The sequence below is a fragment of the Treponema sp. R80B11-R83G3 genome (assembly GCF_054786115.1).
This window is the reverse complement of the sequence record NZ_BDHF01000007.1, coordinates 37,149-46,856: the sequence shown is the minus strand read 5'-3', so window position 1 is coordinate 46,856 and position 9,708 is coordinate 37,149. Positions and strand designations below refer to the sequence as shown.

The window sequence follows — 9,708 nt, the reverse complement described above, 5'->3', positions numbered from 1 at the left end:
TGGGTTCCCCGACGTAGAGACTTTGGAATAAAACAAAGAAAATTCAGAGAATAAAAGTCCGGCGACGTACCCTAGATAAAGCTTTCTACCCACCGCTATTTAGTCGCCGGAAAGGCTCGGAGTCGGGCTCTCCCAGAGTTTTTGCTACCCGCAGCCCTGCCCTGACTGTACTGAATAAATGCTTGGGCATACATCGTGTAAGCAATTGACATAATTTCTTAAAAACGATATAAAGAGATTAAATAAACACTCATGGAGGAAATATGAGCTACGTAGACAAAATTATCTCTATTATAGAAAAAAGGGATGCGGGGCAGCCTGAATTTTTACAGGCAGCAAAAGAAGTTTTAGAATCGCTTAGGATCATTGTCGATCAAGACAGCACCTATGAAAAGGCCGGACTTTTGGAAAGGTTAATTGAGCCTGAACGCGCTATTAGTTTCAGGGTTCCTTGGATTGACGATGCCGGTAAAGTGCAGGTAAATCGAGGTTACCGCGTTCAATTCAGTTCCGCAATCGGCCCGTATAAGGGCGGTTTACGTTTCCATCCTTCGGTAACTTTAAGTATTATTAAATTTCTTGGTTTTGAACAGATATTTAAAAACTCCCTAACTGGCCTTCCAATGGGCGGCGGCAAAGGCGGCTCCGATTTTGATCCCAAGGGGAAGAGCGATAACGAAGTAATGCGTTTCTGCCAGTCTTTTATGTCAGAGTTGTTCCGCCACATCGGGCCGGACACTGACGTTCCCGCTGGAGACATCGGCGTAGGCGGCAGGGAAATCGGTTTTATGTACGGTCAGTACAAAAGAATAAGAAATGCCTTTGAAGGCGTTTTAACGGGAAAGGGACTTGATTGGGGCGGAAGCCTTGTAAGAACCGAAGCCACAGGTTACGGCCTTGTTTATATAGTTGATGAATATTTGAATACAAAGGGAGAGGACTTTAGGGGCAAGAAAGTCGCGATTTCAGGAAGTGGTAACGTCGCTATTTTCGCGGCGGAAAAAGCTCAAGCCCTAGGAGCGACAGTTATCAGCATGACGGACAGCAACGGTTCTATCTATGACAAAGACGGGATTAAACTCGACACTATAAAAGATATTAAAATTAACAACAGAGAAAGGCTTACCAAGTACGCCGAAGCCCACAAATCGGCAGAATATAAAGAGACGGGAAAAGGCAAAGTATGGGATCTTAAGTGCGACATCGCCCTTCCGTGCGCTACCCAGAACGAACTTACCATTGATGACGCAAAAAAGCTTGCCTCCAATGGATGTAAAGTTGTCGCGGAAGGCGCGAATATGCCCACAACTCTTGAAGCCACCGACTATCTGATCAGCAATAAGATCGCGTTCTTTCCGGGCAAAGCTTCAAATGCCGGCGGCGTAGCGACATCGGGTCTTGAAATGTGCCAGAACAGCGCCCGCCTTTCATGGACTTTTGAAGATGTTGACGCAAAACTGAAAACCATCATGGGTAACATTTTCCGCAAGTTGGATGAAGCATCCAAAGAATACGGCAAACCCGGCAATTTTGTTGTAGGCGCAAACATAGCCGGCTTCAGGAAAGTAGCCAAAGCCATGCTGGAACAAGGCGTTATTTAATTAATAGGAGCAGTAAGCGTAACAGGGGGTTCAAGCAAGTCTTGAACCCCATTTATTCCTACCCTGACGCGTGAAAGAATCACAACCCCGGCGACAGCTTCGGCTTTATAAACAAGACGGTTTTCATCCCCTCCTTCGGGGCGTAATTCCAATAAATCGCTGTTGTTTATTTTATAGAAAATATAGCGTCCTTTTTTCACATTCCCAACTGAAGTAATCGTATATTCGCCTGTATTGTTAAATTGAACCCTGCCCCATGATGAGTCATAAACCGCGTCAATTGTCGGCTTTAACTGGGTTAATATTTCTTTAAAGTTGGCGGATCCCGCCCTGCGGTAGGAACCATCCCATGAAGTGCCGGCCGTGATTCTAAGCCTCACATCCTCGGTAACGCGAAGCCTAATACTGTCCATCGATTCAAGTTCGACTTCAATGAAGCGCAGTAATGTGCTTATTGATATATTTTGACTTCTAATATTTAAACCGTACCTTGACGGGGTGGAACTTTGCCAAGTAAAAACCTGTTGGGCTTCATCGCCGAAAAATATAATTTCTTTTTTTATGGGATCAAAATAGATGTACTGTTTTGTGTCGATTGTGCCTTGAGGACTTATATAGTACCACAGGTCATTTATAAATTTTTCAAAAACGCCGGGAGCGCCGCTTAACAGTTCCCTAAGACGGCGCTGTTCAATTTGTGAACCGGGTATTCTGGATACGTTTATCTGCTCATATCTCTCATTGGCTGAGTTAAACGCGTAAATAGTTTCAATTTGATCCAGTATATTGGACGACGCGCTGTCATGCCCGTAAGTTGCAATGTTAAAGCTCTGTCCTTTTGTTAACCCCTGCTGGTATGCCAACGAGCGAGCCGTTTGCTGAATTATAACGGAACCCGTACTTTGCAATTCCGCTATTTCCCTATAAGGCTGTCCTCTAGCCTGATTCGGACTGCGCCTGAATACGGTCATTGTGTGTTCGTTTTTTTGATTCATTCCGGTTACAATTATGCAGTTGTTTCTGTCCCCTATTAAGTCCTGGCTAAAAAGAGTGATGGTTTCGCTTCGGCTTGCTATGGTAGGCGCGTTCCAAATCCGTCTGTATCCGCGCGTGTTTTCATCATAACCCAAAAAGGTGATGAACACGGGGTCGGTAGCTTTGGACGTGCGATAAACTACAAATTGTTCTTCCGGTATATTTTCTTCGCTTTCCCTGTTCAGCGTAGCTATTACCGTTTCCCCGCTTTCCAGCGGTATTTTAGTAGTGATGGTTTCATCCCAATTCATTTGCTCGGATTGTTCGGCGGATGAGTACATATATGTTTCTTTTGGAATTACTATTTTTGTCCTGACATTTTCGTCAGCTTGCGATCTAAAAATCCGTTTCCATGATCCGGTTGCTAAAAAAATTATCAACGTCACTGACAATACGGCAATTCCTATGGAAAAACTAACAAATGTTTTTTTCATTTATACTTATTACATTATCACATATTTTACGGCGATTCTACAATGCGATTATTGGGCAAAGAACGCCGATGCCGATTTTTTTACTTTCCCGTCAATATTTAAGCCTACGACAAGAGCGCGCCAATTTGTGAATTCCTCCACTCGGGAAAAACGCAATAGACCGGCCTGCCGGGTTGAAAGAATGGAAGAAAGCGCCGCAGGAGAGGCGCTGATTAACAGAGTGTAACTGTAGCCTGAACTTTGCCGGGATGCCGCATCGCGCAAAGCGCCGGAAAAATCGGGATTGTTCCCGGAAGGAGCAATATCCCGAATGCTTTTCTTTACCGCTTCCTTGCCGGGGGCGCCTTCTGTTTTCCCCGAATAAATTACTTTCGATTGCGCCCCTGCGTTCCAGACTGTAACCCTGTCTCCTTCTGCCAGTATCTGGTCCAAACGCCCTGAAACCCATGTTGTAACTTCATTTTTTACCGCCGTAAGCGAGGATGAGCCGTCAATTATCAAAAAAATATCTATTGGAGCGCGTTGGGCATATACAGGAGAAAGACCGGAAAATACCGTAAAAACCCAAAATAGTATGATTTTTAGATTTTTAAGGCCGATTCTGAATCTATAATATTCTTTAAATAAAGCTATTCTTTTCATGTTGAAATTTTAGCATATTCAGAGGAAAATAGCTAGTTTTTAATTTTTGATTTTTTGTCAAAAATGTCTTTACATTCAGAACGGAAATATGTTATTCTCTATATAAGTTGTGTAAAAAACTAATTTATTAAGGAGAGTTTATATGGGAGCAATTGATCTGCCCAAATCCCCGAATGTATTTCATCCGGAGAAACCAAGTGCAGTCGGTTCACGCAATTCATTAGCGCAGGAATATCGTGATCAGCAGGCTGAAGTTAATTTATTATTGGAGGAGGAAACTAATAAAGTTATCCACCACCTGACGGCTAGACTGCCTAAAGACGTTCTTGAACGCCTTGACATAATGGGCAGCCTTAAAGAGAAACTGTACAATTACTTTAATCAGAACTACCAGAATATGTTCAACCGTTACATGGTAACGAGTGAAGATGAAATGGTAAAGAAAGTCAGAAACTTTATTGACAAGGAAGAAACTAAAGTTCTGACACGGTACACGCCGAAAGAAATTGCCGATTTGCTTGACGCCGTTGGCGGAGCCGACAAGTTCAATACCGGTGAAATTGAAAAATCCATGGTAAATATGTATGGCCACTTGCAAGGTCATATTCAAAGAGGCGTCAACGAACTTGAAACGCACACCAACAGCATCCTTCGCCAGAAGACCGACACGGGCGCTTTCGTCCGCGGTGAGAACGCGTACTCAATTGTAAAGTGCGCATTCAAAGATAACCAGATTAAACCCAAGACGGTAACCGACGTAAAACTTTCAGTCAACATTCTTGATTCAGAATTAATCAGCCCGATATTCCATTATCAAGTTACCGTTGAATACATTATCAAAGACTTGCTCTCAAAACACCTCATCGACAATATTGATAAGATTATTGAACAAATTAAAGACAACAGAGTCGATCAGGGACTTGAAGAGCTTTCTGACAGCGAAATCATCTTCAACAAATTGAATAAAATTGAAACAGTAACAGATGATGAAATTGATGATCCTAAAGCTAAGCGTTATAACATCTTGGCGAAGAGGGTATTCGAAAAGATTGCCGACCTTCGCGCCGAAATTGATCCTGAAGCTTATGACGCTCTCAATATCCGCGAAAACATTAAAAAGATCATTGATTTGGAAAATATCCGCAACCGAGGCTTTAACACCGCGATTAACTCGCTCACCGCGATTCTTGACACTTCAAGAATGGGATATCAGTACATTGAAAACCTCAAGAATGGACGTGAAGTTGTCCTCCGCGAATATGAAGACACTGATCTCGCCAATCTGCCCGACGAGCGCTATAGTATTAAGCTCCGCTATTTTGACAATGCCCAGCTTATCGAAGACCGCAAGGCCTACGATGTAATGATCAAGAGCTTCGAGACTGAAATTCAGCACCTGTGGGATGTTTTGGAAGTTATCTATCAGGACAAGAAGAACGCATTTAATATTAACGATTTTGATGATTTGGCCAAAAAGAATAAGCCCAGGATTCGCAAGACAATTAAAGAAAAATCCGGCGAGCCCCTGTACGAAGATATCGCAAAGGTATGGGACGAGATTTCCTTTATCAAAGCGGCTGAAACCGAAGTTGAAAAATCCAACCGCACCTACATTTGGGAAAAAGACAGGATTCGCAGCCGCATTATATTAATGCGCAACAGAATGAAAAAGATGTACGATTACCTGTACCCCATCGAAAGGCGCGTTATGGAAGAAAGGCTCGACTTCCTTGAAAAAGAGTATTTCAAATTGGATTACATGATCAATCCGTACCATTTGCTTCCGGGACTTCTTTTGGACGTTGATATTACTTCTATCAAGAGGAAAAAAGTCACTCTGGACGCAATGGCTAACGTACTTAACGAATTCCTTCACGGCGTATCGAAGGGCTTCGCGGATGCCGCGTTTGCGTCATTCAGCCGCAGAAGGTCAACAGTTCGTGAAGACATCAATCAGTCTTTCTCTTCCGCAGTTGAAGAAGAACCTGCTGTTGCGGCAGCGGCTCCCAAAGCCAAACCGGCGGCAATTGCGGCTCCTAAAGCAGCGCCAGCAAAAAAGCCGGCGGCCAGTAAAGGTGTTGTTGATTCAAAAGCAAAGGCGAAAAAACCTTCACGCGGCGGTGGCGGCGGGATTGCAGAACTCTAAAATAAGGGTACTGTAGGACGTATGTTTATTTAGCGCCCCCGAAGACTTGTTCGGGGGCGTTTTTTATTATTTGTTATATAAGGAGGATATATGGCAGAAAGCGCAAATCTTGAAATTCTTTCTACCCGTTCTGGTTTTAACAGCGCGGTTAGACATATTAAAAAAACAATGGAAATTGCCGCAAAAGCCAATTCAAATCTTGGCGATATTATTTATGAATTGGATGATGAGGAATTAACAAGCGGCAGAATAGGCCTGCTGTTAAGAATGTTATTGGTTGATAAACTTGGTTACAAATCCGCATCAACCAATCTGGAATCAACGGTCAGTGATCTTTCCGTACTGGCAAAAGAATTCGGAAAGTGGAACGGCGTTGACCTTGTAGCGGCTTATATGCACCCGGAAATGGGGCTATTAATAGCAAATCCCAAAGTAGCGGAAGAACTTGCGGGTTTTGGACAGCTTCGCAAACGCGAGTTGCTGGTAGTATATGCCGGTTTACAGGATAAAGTAGCCGATGAAAATTGCCAGAAAGCGGCGGAACTTGCATTAAAGCTTTTTGAAGGTTCAAAGGTCACCGCTCCTGCGGCTCTTACAAAGGGTAAATTCACCGTTAAAAAAGTTTCTAAACCCAAGAAAGCAGATGAAGCCAAACCTGCCGCGAAAGCAAAGGCAAAGACTCCCGCTAAGGGAAAAGCCGCGCCTAAAAAAGCCGCAGGAGCAGATGCTCCCGTAAAGAAAGCGGCCAGTATAGTGCAGGTACAATCATCCGGCGGACCTGCGAAGATGACTCCCCGCTATGCGGTTGTTGTACAGAATGAGCTTTTCCATAATGGAAACGTTGAAGCATGGAAGAGGATTATTGCAAGTTATAAAGCCAAACATCCCGCTCTGGAAGTTTTCATTTATTACGAAGGTGAAAGAATACTTGATATTAACTCATTGTTTAAATGGGGCAAGGTAAAACATGGCAGCGCCATTGAATTTGCCGTAGCCGGAAGTGAAATTCAAGATGTAGCGAAGCTGCAACGTTATCTGGCGCAGGGAGCCAGTCATATGTTTGAAGCGTTCCTGCATGGGCCGGTTAATTCCGTGCTTAAACTATTTTAATAAGGAATTTATATGGACTCAAGAATACATTTTTTCAGCCAGAAAGACGTTATCCCCAGTAAGGTTGCGCCTGAATTATTAGGTATCCGAGGACGGCAGGCGAATGAATTTGCCGAACTTGGTTTTCCGATACTGCCGGGAATTATTCTGGATACCGAACTTGCTTCGGAACTTGATACAAAGGCAATAAAAAAAGACGTTTCGGATCTTTTGGGAAAATGCGCTAAATTAGTGGGCAAGACCTACGGCGACGCTGAAAACCCCATGCTCTTAAAAGTAATTATTTCTTCAAACATGGCAATTACAACTTACCCGGTATTGCACAATTTCGGGCTTGCAAGGCCTGTTCTTGAAGGTTTTGCAAAGTGGGTAGGCAAGGATTTTGCCGCGAATGAAGTTTTATTTATGATCAACGGCATGATGAACATCGAAGAGAAGATAAAAGAACTTGAAGGCAAAACCAAAGAGAAGGAAGAAATTGCCGAAAAAAACAAACTAATTAAAAGATTGTTGGGCATTAAAGGGCCTTCCAATGAACTGCACGATGAGGATAAAACTCCGTTGCCAAAGAAAAAAACCGCCGAGGAATACATGGACGATTATGCCAAATATTTCCCCAAAGGTTTCTTTGACGATGCGGAATCGCAGTTAATGATAACCATTAGTGAAATTTCCAAATTGCTTAAAATGGACGAACAAAATAATAATGATACTGCCATTGCCATTCAGCCTATGGTATACGGAAATTACGGCAAGGATTCCTGTTCAGGTTATTTCTTCAGCCGTAATGTCGTGACGGGCGAGAAGAAACTCCAGGGCAGTTATTTTACCGGCAAGTTCAATGAAATTGGCGCTACGGGGTACGAAATTAATAAAATAGACCAGGCTCACCTTAAACAGCTTGAAAAAATCGCATGGACTCTCGAAGACAAATTCAAGGAAATTCGCCAAGTTCGCTTTACCGTAGAAAACGGGAAACTCTGGCTGATAGAGCAGAGGCTTGTGGATCAAAAATCCACGCAAGCCGATCTTAAACTGTTGCTTGATCTTCAAAAGCGTAAGATTGTTGACGCTGCTTATGTGGTAAAAGCGATTGATCCGATAAGGCTTAATGAAATTCTCCATCCTGTAATTAATCCTGCCAGCGTCAAAGATTTTAAGTCGTGGAAGGGCGGTATTGCCGGAGCGCCGGGAGCCGCGATAGGACGCGTATATTTTAGCACGGACGCATTGTTGGAAGCAAAAAAACTTGCCACACAGCAAGGAAGCAAAGACAGTTTTATTCTCTGTCTTGAATCTTCTTTCGCTGAAGACGTAAAAGCTATTGAAGTAAGCGCGGGCGTTTTAACCGCTGAAGGCGGATATTCCGCCCACGCGTCCGTAGTTGCGCGCCAGTACGGGAAAGTGTCGCTCGTGTCTCCGGAGCTTAAGATCAAAGGAACAAAAGCGACTCTTGGCGATTTTGCTTTCTCAGAGGGAAGTTACATCACCATCGACGTTCCTTTCTACGGCGAGTCAAAAGCGTATCTTGGAGCGGCGGAACTTATCGAGCCTGATCCTCAGGGGTCGGGGCTGTTGGACTTTATCGAACTTTCCAAGAGCTTCCTGAAAAAATTCCATGTGCGTTGTAACGCGGATACTCAAAGGGACGCCAAGCTTGCATTGGATTTCGGAGCGTTTGGCGTAGGCTTGTGCCGCACGGAACATATGTTCTTTAAAGCGGAACGCATCAATGTTTTCCGCGATATGCTTCTTTCCGATGACGACAAAGAACGTCAGAAAGCGCTTAATAAACTGCAAGTAATGCAAAGGGATGATTTCTACAACATCATGAAAGTAATGGAAGGAAAGGAAGTTACAATACGCCTTTTGGATTCACCGCTTCATGAATTTATGCCCCATACTAATGATGAATTACAAGGTTATATCGACCATGTGGCGAAAGTTAAAGGAACTAAACCGTCAAAAGCGGATATTGTCGCCAGCGTTGACGCTCTTCATGAATTTAACCCAATGTTAGGACATCGCGGATGCCGTATTGCCGTCTCTTACCCGGAGATTTACGCGATGCAGGTAAAAGCTATTTTTGAAGCCGCGTATAAACTGCGCTCGGAAAAAATTGACGCGCGTCCTGAAATTATGGTTCCAATTGTAATGAATGCCGCTGAATTAAAACTTATTGCTTACGGCAAAAAGATCGAAGGTTCCAACTATTTAGGCATTGTTGACGTTGAAGAAGCGCACAGAAAAGAGTTAAAAGCCAAAGAAGTTGAATACAAGATTGGTACCATGATTGAGCTTCCAGCCGCTGCCCTAGGAGCCGGAGAAATCGCAAAGTATGGGCGTTTTTTCAGCTTTGGCACGAACGACCTGACTCAGACTACTTTGGGCATATCCAGAGACGATTTTACCGCGTTTATGCCTGACTACACTTTGTTTGACCTTATCAACGGCAACCCGTTCAGCACATTGGATCCAAGAGTTAAAGAACTTATCGCCCTTGCGACGGATCGCGGACGGCTGACCCGCCCGGATCTTGTCTGCGGTTTGTGCGGTGAGCATGGAGCCAATCCCGCGAACGTCCGCTTCTGCATGGATGCCGGCCTAAACTATGTATCCTGTTCCCCATATTCGGTGCCAATAGCATTATTAGCGGTAGCACAGGCGGAAATTGATAAAGCTAAAGCTGCTGAGGCAAAGTAACTGACCATCTGACCATCTTCCAGAGTTGAATGGTAGA

6 protein-coding genes are annotated in these 9,708 nt (G+C 43.9%); 4 read left to right on the top strand and 2 right to left on the bottom strand.

The window, feature by feature from the left end:
• The first annotated feature begins 263 nt into the window (after nt 1-263).
• Nucleotides 264-1,601, top strand: coding sequence for an NADP-specific glutamate dehydrogenase (gene gdhA, locus ACYVRH_RS02075; RefSeq protein ID WP_461255268.1), 1,338 nt, complete (start codon nt 264-266; stop codon nt 1,599-1,601).
• Here the strand turns inward: gdhA and ACYVRH_RS02070 are convergent.
• Complete coding sequence (locus tag ACYVRH_RS02070) at nt 1,598-3,070, bottom strand: pallilysin-related adhesin (RefSeq protein WP_461255267.1); 1,473 nt, start codon at nt 3,068-3,070, stop codon at nt 1,598-1,600. The two genes, gdhA and ACYVRH_RS02070, sit on opposite strands and share 4 nt — an antisense overlap.
• 48 nt (nt 3,071-3,118) lie before the next feature.
• Nucleotides 3,119-3,712, bottom strand: coding sequence for a hypothetical protein (locus ACYVRH_RS02065; protein ID WP_461255266.1), 594 nt, complete (start codon nt 3,710-3,712; stop codon nt 3,119-3,121).
• 142 nt (nt 3,713-3,854) lie between these two features.
• Here ACYVRH_RS02065 and cfpA point away from each other — a divergent pair, with 142 nt between their 5' ends.
• From cfpA to ACYVRH_RS02050, 3 genes are all read left to right on the top strand, one after another.
• Complete coding sequence (gene cfpA / locus ACYVRH_RS02060) at nt 3,855-5,858, top strand: cytoplasmic filament protein CfpA (protein WP_461255265.1); 2,004 nt, start codon at nt 3,855-3,857, stop codon at nt 5,856-5,858.
• Nucleotides 5,859-5,948: 90 nt separating this feature from the next.
• Nucleotides 5,949-6,968, top strand: a complete 1,020-nt coding sequence (locus tag ACYVRH_RS02055; RefSeq protein ID WP_461255264.1) for a hypothetical protein — start codon at nt 5,949-5,951, stop codon at nt 6,966-6,968.
• Nucleotides 6,969-6,974: 6 nt separating this feature from the next.
• A complete protein-coding gene (locus ACYVRH_RS02050; RefSeq protein ID WP_461255270.1) occupies nt 6,975-9,671 on the top strand; it encodes a putative PEP-binding protein in 2,697 nt (898 codons plus the stop codon).
• Nucleotides 9,672-9,708: the final 37 nt, after the last annotated feature.

Bases quoted from the DNA above. Each gene is read 5' to 3' on its own strand.
- cfpA (WP_461255265.1), top strand. From the start codon at position 3,855: ATGGGAGCAATTGATCTGCCCAAATCCCCGAATGTATTTCATCCGGAG.
- ACYVRH_RS02055 (WP_461255264.1), top strand. From the start codon at position 5,949: ATGGCAGAAAGCGCAAATCTTGAAATTCTTTCTACCCGTTCTGGTTTT.
- ACYVRH_RS02070 (WP_461255267.1), bottom strand. From the start codon at position 3,070: ATGAAAAAAACATTTGTTAGTTTTTCCATAGGAATTGCCGTATTGTCA.
- gdhA (WP_461255268.1), top strand. From the start codon at position 264: ATGAGCTACGTAGACAAAATTATCTCTATTATAGAAAAAAGGGATGCG.
- ACYVRH_RS02065 (WP_461255266.1), bottom strand. From the start codon at position 3,712: ATGAAAAGAATAGCTTTATTTAAAGAATATTATAGATTCAGAATCGGC.